General features: G+C 56.9%; 8 protein-coding genes, 5 tRNA genes, 1 pseudogene and 1 riboswitch. Of the genes and pseudogenes, 13 read left to right on the top strand and 1 reads right to left on the bottom strand.

Features of this window, described 5'->3' with window-relative positions:
- The 13 genes and pseudogenes from hcp1 to ACB028_RS03220 form a co-directional block, all read left to right on the top strand.
- A pseudogene (gene hcp1 / locus ACB028_RS03280) lies at window positions 1–253 on the top strand (type VI secretion system effector Hcp1); the annotation flags it as partial.
- A gap of 346 nt (window positions 254–599) precedes the next feature.
- Entirely contained in the window at window positions 600–2,660 is a 2,061-nt protein-coding gene (gene tssI, locus ACB028_RS03275; protein WP_371143485.1) for a type VI secretion system tip protein TssI/VgrG, read from the top strand.
- Between the two features lie 9 nt (window positions 2,661–2,669).
- Window positions 2,670–5,135: an N-acetylmuramidase domain-containing protein gene (locus tag ACB028_RS03270; RefSeq protein ID WP_371143484.1), complete on the top strand. Its 2,466-nt coding sequence runs from the start codon at window positions 2,670–2,672 to the stop codon at window positions 5,133–5,135.
- Complete coding sequence (locus tag ACB028_RS03265) at window positions 5,125–5,574, top strand: hypothetical protein (protein WP_342017557.1); 450 nt, start codon at window positions 5,125–5,127, stop codon at window positions 5,572–5,574. Before ACB028_RS03270 ends, ACB028_RS03265 begins: the two co-directional genes overlap by 11 nt.
- An 81-nt stretch (window positions 5,575–5,655) precedes the next feature.
- Window positions 5,656–6,420, top strand: a complete 765-nt coding sequence (locus ACB028_RS03260) for a hypothetical protein (protein WP_371143483.1) — start codon at window positions 5,656–5,658, stop codon at window positions 6,418–6,420.
- 345 nt (window positions 6,421–6,765) lie between these two features.
- On the top strand, window positions 6,766–7,902 hold the full coding sequence (locus ACB028_RS03255) for a 3-phenylpropionate MFS transporter (protein WP_371143482.1): 1,137 nt from the start codon (window positions 6,766–6,768) through the stop codon (window positions 7,900–7,902).
- A 117-nt stretch (window positions 7,903–8,019) separates the two neighbouring features.
- Complete coding sequence (locus tag ACB028_RS03250) at window positions 8,020–11,502, top strand: NahK/ErcS family hybrid sensor histidine kinase/response regulator (protein ID WP_371143481.1); 3,483 nt, start codon at window positions 8,020–8,022, stop codon at window positions 11,500–11,502.
- A 200-nt stretch (window positions 11,503–11,702) separates the two neighbouring features.
- Window positions 11,703–11,790, top strand: a riboswitch (cyclic di-GMP riboswitch).
- A gap of 102 nt (window positions 11,791–11,892) precedes the next feature.
- Window positions 11,893–14,487: a glycosyl hydrolase family 18 protein gene (locus ACB028_RS03245; RefSeq protein WP_371143480.1), complete on the top strand. Its 2,595-nt coding sequence runs from the start codon at window positions 11,893–11,895 to the stop codon at window positions 14,485–14,487.
- Window positions 14,488–15,439: 952 nt separating this feature from the next.
- Window positions 15,440–15,515, top strand: a tRNA-Ala gene (locus ACB028_RS03240).
- 28 nt (window positions 15,516–15,543) lie between these two features.
- Window positions 15,544–15,619, top strand: a tRNA-Ala gene (locus ACB028_RS03235).
- A gap of 64 nt (window positions 15,620–15,683) precedes the next feature.
- Window positions 15,684–15,759 (top strand) — tRNA-Ala (locus ACB028_RS03230).
- Window positions 15,760–15,821: 62 nt separating this feature from the next.
- Window positions 15,822–15,897: transfer RNA gene (locus ACB028_RS03225), tRNA-Ala, on the top strand.
- Window positions 15,898–15,959: 62 nt separating this feature from the next.
- Window positions 15,960–16,035, top strand: a tRNA-Ala gene (locus ACB028_RS03220).
- A 172-nt stretch (window positions 16,036–16,207) separates the two neighbouring features.
- On the opposite strand, the gene ACB028_RS03215 is transcribed toward ACB028_RS03220, so the two are convergent.
- On the bottom strand, window positions 16,208–18,364 hold the full coding sequence (locus tag ACB028_RS03215) for an ExeM/NucH family extracellular endonuclease (RefSeq protein ID WP_371143479.1): 2,157 nt from the start codon (window positions 18,362–18,364) through the stop codon (window positions 16,208–16,210).
- Window positions 18,365–18,605 lie beyond the last annotated feature (241 nt).

Here is an 18,605-nt window from a genome sequence, read left to right as displayed (position 1 = left end):
GATGCTGCCGAAAGTGACCCTGAAGTGGTATCGCACCTCCGTCGAGGGCAAGCAGGAGCACTTCTTCTCTACTGTGCTGACCGATGCCACCATCGTGGATATCGACTGCCAAATGCCGCACTGCCAGGACCCGGCGAAGTCTGACTTCACCCAGCTTATCCAGGTCTCCATGGCATACCGCAAGATTGACTGGGAACACACCGTTGCCGGTACCTCTGGTGCTGATGACTGGCGTGCTCCGATCGAGGCTTAATTCTCGATTTCTTACTTTGGTATTCCTTGTAAGTAGTTATGTGTCTTTTGGTCGGTTGAGCAACCGGCTTCTTGTACTGTGCATTTTCTCCGGTCTGCCTGTGGGCAGGCTGGAGCTTTTCTGTTTTGCCATCCCTGATGCAGTGACTGCGCAGGGATGGCAAAGCAATAAAGGTGTCCTGTGATGCAGACACAATCAGCACGTGATTCATTGCCTGCCTTATCTTTGGTTGCATTTTAGGAACCGGAGAGGGCGGGCGCGTGGTGTTTTGGAAGGGTCAGGCATATTCGGGTCAGACAGTGGCGAAGGCTTTGGCATTGCCGGGCCGTGACAAGGGTGAGAGAGCATGGCTAATCAAACCGGATTGCAGTTTACCGTCAAGGTGGGGGCGCTGCCCGAGGGGACCTTCGTGGTGGCCGAGTTTGCCCTGGAAGAGGCGTTGAACGGCCCGTTCCAGCTGCGCCTTGAGTTGGCGAGTCCCCAGCCGGACATCGATTTTGCCGCCGTGCTGGACCAGCCGTGCGAGCTCCTGGTGTGGTACCACGGCGAGCTGCAGCGCCGGGTGTGCGGAGTGGTCAGTGACATGGCGCAGGGTGACAGCGGCTTTCGCCGCACCCGCTATCAGCTGCTGGTGCAGCCGGCCCTGTGGCGGCTGTCGTTGCGCCAGAACTCGCGCATCTTCCAGGCGCAAAAGCCCGACGAAATCCTCAGCATCCTGTTACAGGAACACGGCATTACCGACTACGCCTTTGCCCTCAAAAATGAACATGCCCAGCGCGAGTATTGTGTCCAGTATCGCGAGACCGACCTCGACTTCCTCAATCGCCTTGCCGCCGAAGAGGGGATGTTCTACTTCTTTGAGTTTGAGCAAGGCAAACACCGTCTCGTGTTTGCCGACGACGCGGCGGCCCTGACTGCCGGTCCCGAGCTTTTCTTTAACCTCGGCAACCGTTCGCTGGAGCAAGGCCCCTACGTGCGCCAGTTCCACTATCACGAGGCGGTACGCACTTCGGATGTGGAGCTCAAAGACTACAGCTTCAAGACCCCGGCCTATGGGCTCTCCCACAAGAAGCTGGGGGCCGAACTCGAGCATCAACGCCAGAGCTACCAGCACTTCGACTACCCGGGCCGCTACAAGCAGGACCCGAGCGGCAAGGCGTTTGCCCAACATAGACTCGATGCGCTGCGCAACGATGCGGTGACAGGCCAAGGCAAATCCAACAGTGCGGCCCTGCTGCCGGGGCAGTATTTCTCCCTGACCGAACACCCGAACGCCAACCTCAACAGCGACTGGCAAATCGTCCATATCCGTCACACCGGCCAGCAACCACAGGCGCTGGAAGAGGAGGGGGGCAGCGGCCCGACCGTCTACCACAACGAATTTGGCGTGGTCAAAGCCAGCACTACCTGGCGGGCCCGTATTGGCAGCCCGCAAGCGCCCCACAAACCCATGGTGGACGGCCCGCAGATTGCCATGGTGGTGGGCCCGGAGGGGGAGGAGATTTACTGCGATGAGCACGGCCGGGTCAAGCTGCAATTCCCGTGGGACCGCTATGGCAGTTCCAATGACCAGAGCTCCTGCTGGGTGCGGGTGAGCCAGGGCTGGGCGGGCGGCCAGTACGGCATGATGGCCATTCCGCGCATCGGCCACGAGGTGATTGTGAGTTTCCTGGAAGGGGACCCCGACCAGCCTATTGTGACGGGGCGCACCTATCACGCCACCAACCGGCCGCCCTATGAATTGCCGGCCAACAAGACCCGCACCGTGCTGCGCACCGAGACCCACCAGGGTGAGGGCTTCAACGAGCTGCGTTTTGAAGACCAGGCGGGGCAGGAAGAGATTTACCTGCACGGTCAGAAAGACCTGAACGTACTGATTGAGAATGATGCGGCCTGGCATATCAAGCACGACGAGCACAGAGACATCGACAACGAGCGGGTGACCCGTATCAAGGCCAACGACCACCTGACGGTAGAAGGTGAGAAGCGGGACCATATCAAGGGTGACCACTCGCTGACGGTAGATGCCAGCCTGCATCAGAAGCTGGGGCAGTCGTTGCTGGTGGATGCCGGACAAGAGGTTCATATCAAGGTTGGCGATAAACTGGTGCTGGAAGCGGGCTCCGAAATCACCCTCAAGGGGGGCGGCAGTTTCGTCAAGGTCGACCCCAGTGGCGTCAAGCTGGTCGGCCCCGGCATCAAGCTCAATGCAGGCGGCAGTCCGGGCTCAGGCTCCGGCTGGGCAGGTCAGGCTCCGGTAGCGCCCAAAGGGGTAGAAGTGGTCAAGGCTCCCGATGCGGTGGAGTTGGTCAAGGCCGTACCCACAGAAAAAGCGATGGAAGCACTGCTCAAGGAGCAGGAGCCTGTAGAAAAGAAACCCAAGGCCTTCTACCTCTTTTCTGAATAAGGACGCAGCATGAAGTTTGCATTTCCCATCCTCACCGCAGCAGGGGAAGAGTTCAAAGACGTCAAGGCATTGACTGCGCTGATCAACGGTGAGAAATCCGGTCACTATCTGCTCGGTAATCACAACAAGTGGCACGGTGGCATTCATATCAGCGACCAGAGTGCTCCCTGGTGCAAGGATAAGTATCCCGTCAGGGCGATTGCCGATGGCAAGGTAGTGGCATTCCGGATGATGAAGGATTACTTGACCTCTGAATTTCAGGGCGAATCCCTGCGCTATTCCAACAGCTTTTGCCTGGTGCAACATGAGTATTGTGAAATCAATGTAGAGACCAAGGCGAAAAACGAATTCACCTTCTATTCGCTCTATATGCATTTGCTGCCTTGGGATCAGTATCAGACCGCCGAGAAGCTGGTGCTGAAAAAGGGATGGAATGCGCGCAATTCCGTTCCTGATGCCAATCAGCAGCGTGCCGATGCCGCCTTGCCCCGTTTCGCGCTGCCCAAGGATACCGAATTGGAGATGGACAGCAGTACGCCATCCCAAAAGGGGAGTGTCGGGGGCAAGGAATATGACTTCATCAGGGTGACCATCAAGAGCAAACTTTCCAATGCCCAGATGAAAGAGGCCGAGAAGGCGGGAGTATTGGTCAGTGAAGGGAGCTCAGTCTGGATCGCCAATAGTCCGGACGCGGTCGAGGCGATTAAACCCAATCTACCAAGCTGGCTAGATGACCAGATAGAGGCCGAATTACTGAAGAATATGGCCGGGCGTGCAGATCCCGTCCCGGATGACAAAAGCGGTCGTCTGATGGCAGGCAGTAGCAGCGTCTCACTGCCTGTGGGCACCAAAGTGCAGTATGATGCGCACCAACTCGAATTCCATTGGATTGGTGACAAGGCGCGCAAGATGGCCAGATGCAACTATGTGACGCCGAGTGTGGAGGGGGAGCCTGGTCGCTGTGGTGTGGCCTGGGTGTGCGTAGAGGATGAATTTATCAAGGTGAATGTACGCGTCCCCTCCCATCTTGGCGAGCTCTATGTGTTGCCTTCGCCAGTCGCTATCGCGGCGGGTGACACTATGGGTTACCTCGGCCTGGTGGAAACGCCGGGTTCCCTCATCGGAGGGAAACAAAGCAAGCATCAGGTCCATCTTGAGGTATTTACTCAGGACCCTCGTCTTGACGATGTGCTGGCCAACAAGGCCGGTACCAAGGGGGGCACTACTTATGCCAAGGTCCCGGCGGATCTGATCCTCCATGAGATGAAGAACAGGGTGTGGGTCGCCACCGATGGCAAGAGTCAGGAAGAATTGGTTGAATCCCCCAAGATAGAGAAAGATGCGGCAAAGCAGGAGTGGGTCTGCATCTCATCAGGGAAATATGTCAAGAAAGAGCAAGTCGAGCTGCTGAGTCAACATGATTGGCTGAAGATTGGTTTTAAAAAGGTCGATGGTTCAGGCTCCGACGGCTATCTGGATCCCGAGGCGCCACCGACTTTTTTCACCGACCTGGTCAACAGCTTCGATACCGACAAGAGTGGCGAGCTTAGTAGTGAAGAGATTAAGGCTGCCTTGCAAAATAGCGGCAATAGAGAACAGCTGAACAAGCTTATCGTCAAGCACCCTAGCGAGTGGTACGAAAAATCCTCGGCCAGTAGTTATCTATGGCTGGACAAGTTGATGGCCAAAATTGGCTTACCCGATTTTGACCAACTGGTGGATCACGAAAAACAGCGTATCGATAAGCTGGAATGGATGCAGAGTGCAACTAGGTTAACACTTGCGAAAGATAGCTGGCACTTTTCGCCTGTCGGAGTTATGGCGTTAGCAACAAGAGGCTTAAATGGACACCCTAAAACGTATTTAGGTGATACTTTAAACGAAATTGAATTTTTGTCTTTCTATAATGGTGAAGTAGTTGAAGAGTCAGATTATGTCAATGCTGCTTCTGAGCTTGGTTGTGAGGTAAATGCTATAAAAGCAGTAGCATTAACTGAAACCGGTAGTACAGGCAGTTATTATAAGTTCTCAGATCAGGATGATGCAGTGCTTTCTATTTTGTTTGAAAGGCATAAATTTAGTAATATGACGAGTGGGAAATATGATAAGTCTCACCCTGAAATATCTAACCCTGTGGGGGGCGGATATGGAGCATATAAAGTTCAGTATAGGAAACTTATGCTAGCCTACTCATTGGATAAGAATGCTGCACTAAAAGCAGCATCTTGGGGGAAGTTCCAGATATTAGGTTCCAACCACTTGAGTGCTGGATATAAAGATGTAAATGAATTCGTTAGTTCGCTCAGTGTTTCAGAAAAAAATCATCTTAAAGCTTTTGTTAATTTTATAAAAGCTGATAATAGATTGCTCAAAGCTATTCGAGCAAAGGATTGGTTAGCATTTTCACTAGTGTACAATGGTCCTAGACAGAAAGGGTATGATAAACGAATGAAGGATAATTACAATGCGCTCTAATATTTATGTTTTCATGTTGTTTTATTTAATTTCAGCTTCTTCGTATAGCAGCGAAAACGTGTATTTTTCTTGTGAGACTGATAAAGGTGACGTTAAACTATTCGTTGATGGAAATATATTGAGTTATGAATTCTCGAAAGGTGATAAGACTGAGCTTTCTTATCACTCATTGGGAGATGGGTTTAGTGGATTCAGTCATAATTATTACTATAGATACCAGACTGAATATGGAAAGGTTTCTTTCAGTAAAGGGAAATACAAGTATTCGGTTTTTAGTAACTACGAAGGAAATGAAGAAATGTCAGGTGTAATAGTAACTATATCCGAAAAAGAATATAACATCCCTTGCAGAAAAGTAATTACAAACAAACTTGTGGATCTTATCCCCTTGCTACAATGTGATAAAGAAGATGCATTGGGATGCTATCCTGAAAGATAATATCTTTAATGTTGTTTCTGGTACAGATTAATGAATGTTTTTTCAAAAAGGTTGTACATCGCTTTTTATAGTGTCATTCCTATGTACACATATGCCTATAGCACCTGCAATGATAATATATCGTATTATATTACCACTAAGATTTCAGGTGATGAACCAAGTAGCACCTTATCGATAATGCATAGCGGAAGAGGGCGGACGTTCACAGTTCCATTTCCTTCTGGAAATAGCGCATGTAAGAAAGTAAATGATGATGGGCTTATAAAAATAACTGTCTCTGCTGATAGACCAAGACTGAGTACTGTATATTACTTTGATATTTCTGGGAAGTTTAATTATATAGGTAGTGCATCTATCTCAACAAGCTCAGGCGAGGAGCGAGTAGGTGGTATTGGTGAAATAAATAAAAGCAATAAAATTTCTGCCGTTGATTTGGATGGAGTAGCAAGCGAGGATGCAGCCATCATAAGCAAAATCATCAATGCCTCTTATAGTCTTGCCGGTCATGATAAAGTGTCAGATTTATACCGTGACATGAGATACATCGAGATAAATGCATTGTCAGAGCGTACTGGAAATAAAATTTGTGACAGTGATGAGCGCGTATTTTATTACTGTAAGACAAAATCAGGGAAAAATCTTAACTTATGTTACTCTCCTTTCTCAGGAGATATAACGTATAATTATGGTAAGCAGGGGAAAGAATTATCTCTGAATGACTTTTCATTAATAGGTGAAACGTTCAGTTTTAAGAATAAAAATACGATGTACAACGTGTCCCCTGCTAAAGGAGAGATATCAGTTATTCAAAACGGTAAACAGTTATCTGTAATTTCGTGTATATGATGGCCATTGTTAATGGAATCCGAGGCCGGATAGCTGTTCTCCAACTCATTGGTTGTCAGTTAGTTGCATTCAAGCAGCATCCAGTATCGACTTGAGAAACAACGCCGAAGATTGGCGATTGATGGGATCTTTTTTGGCGGCTGCAATTTACCAAAAAGAAACCCGCCGGTGGCGGGTGGAAGGATTGCAACACTAACCAGGAGGAGGTGTTATCCAGTAGACCCTACCCCTGCGTAATGGTTCAATTTTATTGAGTTTTTTCATTTTTGATGTCGACTTTGCATCGGGATCTGGGGCGCCGGATCGGTTATCATTCCGGTCCCGTCATCCGGTTGTTGAGGACTTATGCCCGCATTCTCCTGGTTAGCGCTCTTCTTTGGCGCGTTTTACTTTGTCTACGGTGCCTATCTGCCGTTCTGGTCGCTCTGGCTGGAGGGAATAGGAGTGAGCGCCGAGATGATAGGCCTCTTGCTGGGGGCGGGGATGGCGATCCGCTTTGCCGGCAACCTGATGGTGATGGGGCAGATCAAGGGGGCGGGTCACCTGTTGCCGGTGACGCGGCTGCTCTCCCTGCTCAGTCTGCTGGCGTTCCTCGGGTTTTATCTCAGCCACAACCTCTGGTGGCTGGTGGCGCTGACCCTGGTGGCGAACTTTATCTACCCGACTCTGATGCCGGTGGGGGAGGCGCTGGCTACCCGCATGGTGGTGCAGGCCCATCTCGACTATGGCAAGGTGCGCCTGTGCGGCTCCTTCGCCTTTATTGTCGCCTCCACCCTGGTGGGGGCCTTGGTGGGCAATTTTGGCAGCGACTGGATCTTGCATACCATGGTGGCCGGCTTGTTGCTGATGCTGCTGCTCAGCTGGTTGCCGATCCATCCGGTGCCACAGGATATTCAGGGCGAGCGGGAGCGATCCTCCCTGCTGGATACCCTGAGATCTCCCCAAGTGCGCCGTTTCTTGTTGATTACCGCCCTCCTGCAGGGCAGCCACGCCGCCTACTATGGCTTCAGCGCCATCTACTGGAAGGCGCAGGGCTACAGCGGTACCACCATAGGTTATCTGTGGGCGCTGGGAGTGGTAGCCGAGATCTGCATGTTCGCCGCCGACAAGCGCTTCCTGCAGCGCTACGGGGCCCAGATGTTGTTCACAATCGGTGCCATCGGATGTGTAGTGCGCTGGACCCTGCTGGGCGCCTCGACCGAGATCTGGGTGCTGGTGCTTGGGCAGTTGCTGCACTCGGTCACCTTCTGTGTCAGTCATCTGGGGGCGGTACGCTTCATGACGCGGATGTTGCCCGCCGAGCAGATGATCCCCACCCAGTCTCTCTATGCCGCCATCGGGCTCGGCATGACGGTGGCCGCGTTGATGGCGCTGTGCGGCGTGTTGTTCGAGCCCCTCGGCGGCAGCATCTTCTTCCTGATGGTGCTGGTGGTGCTGCCAGTGTTTTTCTTGCGTCTCAGGCCACCAACGGTGGCTGCCTGATGGGGATGTACGGGGCAGGAGGGCCATGTGCTTATCCTGCCCCCATGACTTTTGACCGCCGTCTCTCTAGACTGGCGGTGGTTTGAACCAATTTCCAGGATGGACAAGGGGTTATAGATGCACCAGGGATGGCTGCTGATCGGATTGTCGCTCGCCTATCTCGGCTTGCTGTTTTTGATCGCCTTCGTGGCGGACAAGCACAAACGCCACCGGCTCAAGGGGCAACCCCTGCTCTACAGCTTGTCGCTGGCGGTCTATTGCACCTCCTGGACCTTCTTCGGGACGGTCGGACAGGCCAGCGAATCCCCTTGGTCGCCGGTGCCCATCTATCTTGGCCCCATGCTGGTGTTCCTGTTTGGCTGGCGCCTGCTGGCCCGCCTCATCCTGGTGGCCAAGCGCGAGCACATCACCTCCATCGCCGACTTTATCGCCGCCCGTTACGGCAAGTCCCAGCATCTGGCCATGGTGATCGCGCTGATTGCCATCATGGGCATACTCCCCTACCTGGTGTTGCAGCTTAAAGCCATCGTCACCGGGCTGGATCTGCTGATGGTAAACTCGGTGCCCGCCGGCCCGGCTGGTAATACCGCCGGCCCGGCTGGTAATACCGCCGAGCTGGCCCTGGGCGTCACCCTCTTATTGGCCCTGTTCAGCATACTGTTCGGCACCCGCCATCTGGATGCCACCGAGCATCACAGGGGCATGGTAGTGGCCATCGCCTTCGAATCCGTGGTGAAACTGCTGGCCTTTATTGCGGTGGGGGGCTTCGCCCTCTGGCTTATCCTGAGTCAGCCGAGCCCGGAGCACACCCGGGTTGCCAGCGATTTCCTGGATGCCGTGGTGTCGGTCTCGCCCGGCAATCTGCTGGAGCTGGCGATCTATACGGTGCTGGCCATGTGCGCCGTCATCTGCCTGCCGCGCCAGTTCCATGTGACCGTGGTGGAGAACAACCAGGGCCAGGACCTGCACTGGGCGCGCTGGATATTCCCCCTTTATCTCTTTGCGATGGGGCTCTTCATCTGGCCGCTGGCGCTGGCGGGCAAGCAGTGGGTAGGGGCGGACATGGCCTCCGACACCTATGTGATCAGCTTGCCGATGGCCCTCGGTTTCGACGGCATGGCGATGCTGGCGTTTCTCGGTGGTACCTCTGCGGCGACCGGTATGGTGATCGTCTGCACCATCGCCCTGGCCATCATGGTGAGCAACGATCTGGTGCTGCCGGTGCTATTGCGCCGCTTCTGGCAGCAGGGGCGGGACGAGCGGCTGGTGCGTCTGCTGCTGCGGGTGCGCCGGGGGGCCATTTTGCTGATCCTGCTGGCGGCCTGGGGGCTCTACCTCTGGCTTGGTGATCTTACCAGCCTGTCGCGCATCGGCTATCTGTCGTTTGGCGCCGTGGCCCAGTTTGCTCCCGCCCTGCTGCTCGGCCTCTACTGGCGACACGGCAATCGCAAGGGGGTCTATCTTGGCCTCGCCCTCGGGGTCAGCCTCTGGTTCATCACCCTGCTGGCGGAGAGCGGTCTGCTGGCCGGTTCGCCGCTGGAGGCCCTGCTGGCCCCTCCCGACTGGCCCGCGTTTCGCGATCTGAGTCTGGGGGCCTGGTGCATCTTCCTGAGCCTGCTGCTCAATGTCATCGGCTATGTGGCCGGCTCCCTGCTGTCGCGGGCGGCGGTGAGCGAGCGGTTGCAGGCGGCCAACTTCGTCGGCAATGCCAACCGTGATACCACGGCCCTCTATCAGGCGCGGGTCTCGGTCAAGGAGCTGGAGATGTTGGCGGCCCGCTTTGTCGGCTCCAGCCGGGTCAAGCGTGCCTTTGGTCGCTTCGCCGGGGAGCATGGCGGCACCCTGGCGCCCCAGATGCAGGCCTCCGCCGAACTTATCGCCCATACCGAGCGGCTGCTGGCGGGGGTGTTTGGCACTTCGTCGGCCCGGCTGGTGCTTGCCTCGGCCCTGCAGGGGCGCAACATGCAGCTCGAGGAGATCGCCACCATAGTGGACGAGGCTTCCGATGTGTTTCGCTTCAATCGCGGCCTGTTGCAGGGAGCCATCGAGCATATAGGGCAGGGGATCTCGGTGGTGGATCGGGAGCTCAAGCTGGTGGCCTGGAACCGACGCTACATCGAGCTGTTCCGCTATCCCCCCGGGCTCATTCAGGCGGGACGGCCCATCGAAGAGATCATTCGCTACAACGCCCAGCAGGGGCTGTGCGGCCTTGGAGACATCGAGGATCAGGTGGCCCGTCGGGTCGCCTTCATGAAGAAGGGGAGCGCCCACATCTCGGCCCGCGAGCGCCCTGATGGCCGGGTGATCGAGATGCAGGGCAACCCCATGCCGGCCGGCGGCTTCGTCATGACCTTCACCGACATCACCCCGTTTCGCGACGCCGAGCGGGTGCTGCGCGAAGCCAACGAACTGCTGGAGGCGCGAGTGGCCGAGCGTACCCACGAGCTCTCCGAGCTCAACCGCCAGCTGCTGCTGGTGAACCAGCAGGTGGAACGGGCCAACCACTCCAAGAGCCGTTTCCTCGCGGCGGTCAGTCACGATCTCACCCAGCCGCTGAATGCGGCCAAGCTGTTCACCTCCTCCCTGCTGGAGATGCTACCCGGCGAAGGGGAGCCGGCCCGCATCGCCCGCCATATCGACGATGCCCTGGGGGCGACCGAGGATCTCATCAGCGATCTGCTCGATATTTCTCGCCTCGAGGCGGGCAAGTTCAAGGCCAGGAAGCTCGACTTTGCCCTGCGGGAGGTGTTCGACAACCTCAAGGCGGAGTTTGGCGTGCTGGCCCAGGCGGGGGAGGTCCACTTCTCGGTGGTGGAGAGCAAGCTCGCCGTCTACAGCGATGTGCGTCTGCTGCGCCGGGTGCTGCAAAACTTCCTCACCAATGCGTTTCGCTACAACCCGGGCGGCCGGGTGCTGCTCGGCTGTCGCCGGGTGGGGGACAAGGTACGCATCGAAGTGTGGGACAACGGTCCCGGCATTCCGCAGGACAAGCAGGAGGCGATCTTCGACGAGTTTTCCCGCCTCGATCACTCCCGCACCACTCGGGAGCAAGGGTTGGGGTTGGGGCTTGCCATCGCCCGCGGCATCTCGCTGGTACTGGGTCATCAGCTCACATTGCGCAGCTGGCCGGGAGCTGGCTCGGTGTTTGCCATCACCCTCAATCAGGCGACCCGCCCGGTCACGCCCCAGTTGCCGGTGGCGCCCGTGGTGCGCGACAGCCAACTGGAGGGGGTGCGGGTACTCTGCATTGACAACGAGCGGGATATTCTGGTGGCGATGGCCTCCCTGCTGGAACGCTGGGGCTGCGAGGTGCGCTGTGCTCTCAATCAGAGCGAGGCTGAGGGGATAGTGACGGAGGGCTTCGTGCCGAGGCTGGTGCTCTCCGACTACCACCTGGATGACGACAAGACGGGATTGCAGGCACTGGATGGGCTGCAGCAGGCTCATGGCGACCATATCGGTGGCATCATCATCAGCGCCGATCGCAAGAGCGAGTTGCAGGCGCAGATCCGCGAGCAGGGTTATGGCTACATCAGCAAGCCGGTCAAACCGCTCAAGTTGCGTGCCCTGATGAACAGCCTTTTATTGCCGCCGCAGTGAGCAGGCTCACAAAATTAATCAAATCATGAAACTGTTCGGTGCGATATGAAGGGGCGGGAATGGCGAGGATTGCCGCATCAATCCTCACCAAATCATGCTTTTTGCCAAACCTGAGTCCCATCTCCTGTCATTTCTGCTAGGTAGCGGTCCGGATCGCCCCCCTCTATAGTCGGGGGGCGATTTTTTATGTCGCGAATGAAGTGTGTTAAGGGCAAACCGATTGAAAAGTCGGGACGCAAAGCTTCCGGTCTAAGGGTCAGCAGTACCTAAGATAGCGGGGCCACCACAGGTCGTTGTGCTCCTTTTGCCAAGGAGGAGCTGCTGTCTGCATTACCTGTCAGGGGCGTCGCCCTTTTCGTTGCAAACATAACGAGATAGGGAAATACAACAATGCCAAGTCCAAAACCAACCATGCTGGCCCTCGCGGTCGGTCTCTTCTGTGCATCTTCCGCCTACGCCGCGCCGCCCGGCAAAGCCACCATCGGCTGGGGTCCCACCAAGTTTTCCATCATCGAGGTGGATCAGGCCGCGACCTCCTACAACAACCTGGTCAAGGTGAAGGATGCCGCCGATGTCGAGGTGAACTGGAATCTCTGGAGCGGTGATCTGGGCCAGACCGCCAAGGTCCTGCTCGATGGCCAGGAGGTGTGGTCCGGCCCTTCCGCCGCGTCCGGCAGCGCCACCTTCAAGGTGAAAAAAGGGGGGCGTTACCAAATGCAGGTAGCTCTGTGCAACGCCGATGGCTGTACCCTCTCCGACAAGAAGGAGATAGTGGTGGCCGATACCGACGGCAGCCACCTGGCCCCGCTCAAGACGTCGCTGCAGGAGAACAACAAGCCTTACGCCAACAAGTCCGGCAAGGTGGTCGGTACCTACTATGTGGAGTGGGGCGTTTATGGCCGCAAGTTCACAGTGGACAAGATCCCGGCCCAGAACCTGACGCACATCCTCTACGGCTTTACCCCCATTTGCGGCGGGGATGGCCTGAACGACAGCCTCAAGGAGATCGAAGGAAGCTTCCAGGCGCTGCAACGGGCCTGTGCCGGCCGCGCTGACTTCAAGGTGGCGATCCATGACCCCTGGGCTGCCGTCCAGATGCCGCAAAGCGGCCTGACCGCCCACGATGAGCCCTACAAGGGCAACTTCGGTGCCCTGATGGCCCTCAAGCAGGCCTACCCGGATCTGAAGATACTGCCGTCCGTGGGGGGCTGGACCCTCTCCGATCCCTTCTACTTCCTCGGTGACAAGACCAAGCGCGACACCTTCGTCGCCTCGGTGAAGGAGTTCCTGCAGACCTGGAAATTCTTCGACGGCGTGGATATCGACTGGGAGTATCCGGGTGGCCAGGGTGCCAACCCGAAACTCGGCAGCCCGACCGATGGTGCCACCTATGTGGCCCTGATGAAGGATCTGCGCGCCATGCTCGACGAGCTGGAAGCCCAGACGGGTCGCAAGTATGAGCTCACCTCCGCCATCGGTGCCGGTGGCGACAAGATTGAAGACGTGGATTACCGCGCGGCCCAGCAGTACATGGATCGCATCTTCCTGATGAGCTACGACTTCAACGGCGGCTGGAGCAATACCGAGCTTGGCCACCAGACCAACCTCTATCCGGCCAGCTGGGATCCCGATACCAAGTACACCACCGACAAGGCGGTCAAGGCGCTGTTGGGGCAAGGGGTCGAGCCCGGCAAGCTGGTGGTCGGTGCGGCCATGTATGGCCGTGGCTGGACCGGTGTGAGCGGCTATCAGGCCGGCAACCCCTTTACTGGTACCGCGACCGGCAAGGTGAAAGGGACCTGGGAAGATGGAGTGGTGGACTATCGCGACATCGTCAACAACCGCATGGGCAGCGAGTGGGAGAAAGGCTACGACGAGGTGGCCGAAGGGCCCTACGTGTTCAAGGCGTCGACCGGCGATCTCATCACCTATGACAACGACCGCTCGGTCAAGGCCAAGGGGCAGTACGTGCTGGCCAACCAGCTCGGCGGCCTCTTCTCCTGGGAGATCGATGCCGACAACGGTGACATCCTCAACGCCATGCACGAGGGACTGGGCCACGGCGAGGGCATCACGCCGCCTGCCAACAAGCCGCCGGTGGCCAATGCGGGCAGTGATCTCGCTGTCACCGGTCCGGCCGAGGTGACCCTCAATGGTGCCTCTTCCCACGATCCGGAAAGCGGTGCCCTCACCTACAGCTGGAAGCAGGTATCAGGCCCGCAGGCCACCCTGCTCGACGCCAGTCAGGCCAAGGCCCGGGTGGTGCTCGATGGCGTGACAGCCGACATCAATCTGGTGTTCGAGCTGACCGTCACCGACGATCAGGGACTCTCGGCCAGCGATCAGGTGGTAGTGACCAACAAGGCGCCCCAGCCCAACCTGCCACCCGTGGTGACGGTACCGGCCAGCGCGACCGTGGAGTCGGGCAAGCAGGTGACCATCAAGGCCAGCGTCTCCGATCCCAACGGTGATGCCCTGACGTATCAGTGGAGCGTACCGGCTGGCCTCAGTGCCACCGGGCAGGATAGCCCCACCCTGGTGGTGACCGGTCCGAGCGTGACCAGTGACACGGCTTATGACCTGACTCTGACGGTATCCGATGGTGCCCTGGATGCCAGCGCCAGCAGCCGGCTGACCGTCAAGCCCGCCAGCACGGGTGGCGGTTGCGAGGTCAGCGATCCGGATGCGGCCAACTGGCCAGCCTGGCAGGCGAGCCAGACCTACAACAGCGGGGACAAGGTGAGCCACAACCAGCTGGTGTGGCAGGCCAAGTACTGGACTCAGGGCAATGAACCGAGCCGCACGAGCGACCAGTGGCTGCTGGTGAGCAAGGTTCAGCTGGGCTGGGATGCCAATGTTGCCTACAACGGCGGCGATCTGACCAGCCATAATGGCCGCCAGTGGAAAGCACAATACTGGACCCGTGGCAATGAACCCGGCAAGCATGAAGTCTGGCTGGACGTTGGTGCCGCCAGTTGCAACTGATCCTGGTCCATGAAAGCAGGCTCTGCCGCAAGGGATGGCAACCCGGTGCTATGGTGACCGACGGGGTATGTGAGTGACATTGTTGCTTACATCCTGTCCCACAGGGAGCGTCGGCAGCCAAGCCTGACCGGGGAGACTTGTCAGCTGTGAGGCCTTGTCTTGAGCCGAGCCAATCATGGTAGAACTGTAACACTATAAAAAGATGGGGCCTGTGGGCCCCATCTTCATTTGCTGGAGTTCAGGTTTGGCCGTAGAGAGGTTGGCCAGGACAGGACAGCACCCTGGTGGCGCTGCGAGGGGGATGTATTTATGTAATTTTACTACTTGGTGTGTGTAATGTTGTCAGCCGTTCACGCGCCATAACGGAAGTAGTACTGGCGGGTTGACGGGGCATACGCGTCTTTCTCGACGACGCCATTTTTGCGGGTCGCACCTTTAAGGTGGAACAGTACAGCCAGATTCTCAAACATGATTAACCTCATCGCTCTGTTATTTATGATTGGTTGTGTGACCTTGGTCACGGTTTGATCCTAGGAGTATCTGTGAGCTGGATCAACTTATTGTGTTGTAAATTTACATAAATCATGGAAAGGGTTTTCAAATTCAAAAGCCCTTATGGAAAGGATTTCATGTCGCCCGTTACAACGCTTGTTACAAGAGGGACCTGGTGTCCCGGATTGGGAAGCGGAGTCCTTCAGGCTAAGTCGGGAGAAACGGGATAAAGCAGCCAGGCATTATGAGGCACTGACCGGTAGGCATTTCATCCTGGCATTACGCCTGTTTTGTGACCAAAAACAGTGAGATAGCTGGTCTCTTGCTGGTTAAATCGACGAACTGCTGTAATTTTGACTAAACGCACTTGTGGGGATTATTTTAGGGTTGACAGCAAAGCGGGTGATGCCTATCATGCGCCTCCGTTGCCGGAGATAACTTCGGTGGCCCGAGGTGAGTTGGGGTTATAGCTCAGCTGGGAGAGCGCTTGCATGGCATGCAAGAGGTCCGCGGTTCGATCCCGCGTAGCTCCACCAAATTCTTCTCGGACAATCTGGAATCAAAGGGGTTATAGCTCAGCTGGGAGAGCGCTTGCATGGCATGCAAGAGGTCCGCGGTTCGATCCCGCGTAGCTCCACCAGATTCTCGATTGTAAATTTCAGTACCCAGGGCAGAGTGGTGTGTACACCCAGGCCGACCTTTGTGGGGTTATAGCTCAGCTGGGAGAGCGCTTGCATGGCATGCAAGAGGTCCGCGGTTCGATCCCGCGTAGCTCCACCATTATTGAAGCCGACAGGCTGACGACAAGCGGCATCCAGAACCGTTTGTCGGGTAGAAAATTTGGGGTTATAGCTCAGCTGGGAGAGCGCTTGCATGGCATGCAAGAGGTCCGCGGTTCGATCCCGCGTAGCTCCACCATTATTGAAGCCGACAGGCTGACGGCAAGCGGCGTCCAGAACCATTTGTCGGGTAGAAAATTTGGGGTTATAGCTCAGCTGGGAGAGCGCTTGCATGGCATGCAAGAGGTCCGCGGTTCGATCCCGCGTAGCTCCACCATCTTCTTGTTAGAAGAACGTTGAAGGCCACCGCATTGCGGTGGCCTTTTTGTTTTTCCTTGCCCGTTATTTTTTCCCTTGCTTCCCATACGTCGTGCCACTCACAGATCCCGGCGGCAAAAAAGCCCGCGCCAGGCGCGGGCTTTGGGGCATGACAATGGGCGTCACCGTGTTTAGCGGCGGCGTCGCCAGGCCAGCGGCAACATGGCCAGCAAGCCCAGGCCAAGGGCGCCACCACCTGACGAAGAGCCTGGCTTGGCCGCATCGCTGCCCAGTTTGAGATCGACGATGACGGGATCATGGTCGGAGGCGCTGAACGGATTGTCAGATTTGATCATATCGCCGGTGAAGCTGCGACCATATTCGAACAGGTTGCTCTCGAAAGAGTTGATATGCCAATCGGCGACCCCGAGTACCTTGCCGGCCAGCGCCGGATTGGCGAGGGCGTAATCCAGGGTGCCGAGCTCGGCCTCATAGCTGTAGGAGATGGCCTTCTCCTTGTTGAATTTCACGTTCAGATCGACCAGACCGTAGCTGCGAGTCACCTCCTGTCCCAGCTGCTCATAGGGCTGTTCGCCGAGATAGGAGTGGGAGGCCGAGACAATATTGCGCTCGCTGGTGGCCGGGTTGTAGTCGGTCAGCACCCGGATGGGATCTTCCTTGGCGTAGGAGTTGAAGTCCCCCACCAGCAGCACCTGACCGGACAGCTTGCTGACCGCATCCCCCAACACCTTGGCAGCGGTGACCCGGAACTCGGTGCATTTGCCCTGCAGATCGGCGGGTTCGCTCTTGCCATCACCATTCTCGTAGCAGCCGGATCCCTTGGATTTGAGGTGGTTGACCACCAGGGTGAGTGGCTCCTTGCTGCCTTCGACGGTGAACGTCTGCACCAGAGAGTCACGCTGGGAGGCGCGCTTGGCGATGCCACCCACTGTGTAGCGCTGTTCCGGCATCTGGATGAAGCTGGCATCGCCGGCGGGAGTGAGCAGAGCGGGGCGGTAGATCATGGCAACCATGATGGCGTCGCCGCCGAAGAACTTGCCCTCGGTGAGGGCCGTGGCGGGCAGGCGAACATAGGCATAGTGCTTGCTCGCGTCTTTTTGTGCCTGGTTGAGACGGGTGACCAGATCATGGAGGGCAGAGGTATCGTCGAAGCCGTTGTTCTCCATCTCCATCAGACCGAGCAGGTCGGCATCCATCTGGGTGATGGCGTTGACGATCTTGGTGCTCTGTTTCTGGAAATCCTCCAGACTCTTGGCGCCCCGGTTGCAGCCCTTGGCGCTGTCCGCATCAGCCTGATCCTGGCACAGTACGTTGAGGGCACCGCCCACGCTGGAGTGGCTGGTGAAGTAGTTGAGCACGTTGAAGCTGCCGATCCGCAGATCCGAGCCTGTAACGCGATCCGGTGCATTCTGGCGATCGTTGTCGCTGGTGCGCAGCAGATCTCCTATGGTGATGGTCTGCTCCCGGGGGACGATGAGACGATACTCGCCGAAGCTGTAGCCCACCATGGCCTCCAGATTGACCGGCGCATCGCCGATCCGAAGGTAACCCTGCTCCGGCTCCCAGGCGGGCAGCCAGGGCAGCGTGCCGTTAGCGGCCTTGAAGTCTGATTCGAGGAACACCCGATTGCCGGCATTGGTCGAGGCCAGTGCCTTCGCCTCGCTGCTGCCAGCCACATGCAGCTGGGTTGGTTTCATCAGCGGTGCCTGGTGGGCGAGCACCAGGTTGTTGCGTTTGGCGGCATAGTCATAGCTGAAGTTGCGGCTCACCTTGAGCAGGCTGTCGGCATCGAGGCGCACCCGCATCCCTTCGTGGCGCTCCAGGGACCGTGCGAGGTTTTCCCCTTCCAGTACCCGCAATGGCACGGCGGTCGGGGCTTGCGCCTGGGTCAGGACCTGCAGGCGCGGGGTAGTGCCGTCAAACACGGGCTTGAGCTGGGTGTGGCCGTAATACTCCTCGACCTTGGCCTCCAGGCAGACTTCGGCGCCCGGCTTGATGTCCGGGTACTTGCTGGCGAAGCTCTTGTCGTTCAGATAAACAAAGATGCCGTCCGACGTCTGGGGATTGCCATCGCCCTGCACATCCAGCAGGTAGAACCCCTTGTTGAGGCTCTCGCCAAGGGCGGAGACCACGGCCTTGACCGTGACGCTCTGGGGGCTCACGAAGCTGTCGTCGGGCACCAGGGGGCTCTTGTCGCCACTGCCCTGGATGGCGGGGACAGGAGTTAAGGACGCATCGGCCGGGCAGGTGAATCCAGCCGCGTAGAGAGACGGGGACGCAAGCGCCAGCCCCACGGCCAGCGATAGCAGGGTACGTGTACCTTTCATAGGTGTTCCTTTTTTATTTTTGCCAGTATTTCCATAGCCTTGGCTCCTTGACCAAGGGCGCGCATTGTCACATTTCCGGCATGTCATACCAGTGAGCCAACGCACATAACCGGGATGTCGGCGCCTGAGACATCCCTTTTTTTGACTTGGCTAACACACTGAAATAAATGATAAAAATGTTATCTGTATGCGCGATTGGAGCTAGGTGGCCGGCGTCGGTTACATAATTTTCTTTGAAAAT

Origin of the sequence: Aeromonas sp. S9(2024), assembly GCF_041403185.1 — a bacterium.
Lineage (GTDB): Bacteria > Pseudomonadota > Gammaproteobacteria > Enterobacterales > Aeromonadaceae > Aeromonas > Aeromonas enteropelogenes.
This window is presented reverse-complemented; position numbering and strand designations above follow the sequence as displayed.